Source organism: Blautia sp. DFI.3.45 (assembly GCF_020593505.1).
GTDB classification, from domain to species: domain Bacteria; phylum Bacillota; class Clostridia; order Lachnospirales; family Lachnospiraceae; genus Blautia_A; species Blautia_A wexlerae.
In genome coordinates, this window is sequence record NZ_JAJDMI010000189.1 from 1 (window position 1) to 357 (window position 357).

The following is a 357-nucleotide window of genomic DNA, read 5'->3' on the forward strand; positions in this document are numbered from 1 at the left end:
TTTGCAATAACGTGTTTTGTTGTTTTATGATTTGATTTTCCGCTACTTTCCACGAGCCTTTTATTTCCTGCCCGGCAAAAAACTTTTGTTCAATCTTTCTTGCGTCAGCTCCTTCATGGATGGTAGGAATCTGGAGTTTTCCCTGCTTTTCATAAGAACGATGATCAACTTGATTATGCAAAGGCAGATATTCATTACATACCTTTGCCCATTCACTCCGCCACAGTTCACAATTTTTTGGATTGTTCCATCCAGTAGCATCGGTCAGCACCCGTTTCCATTGCAGGCGGTTTCTTGCTCCAATCTTCTGAATTCCGTTTTCGTCTAATACAGGGATACGGATTCCATGACGGTCAG

At 42.0% G+C, this 357-nt stretch carries 1 protein-coding gene; it reads right to left on the reverse strand.

Annotated elements, in window-relative coordinates; translation table 11 throughout:
- On the reverse strand, positions 1 to 357 hold a 357-nt coding region (locus LJE09_RS17555), incomplete at both ends, for a MobA/MobL family protein (protein ID WP_227311627.1).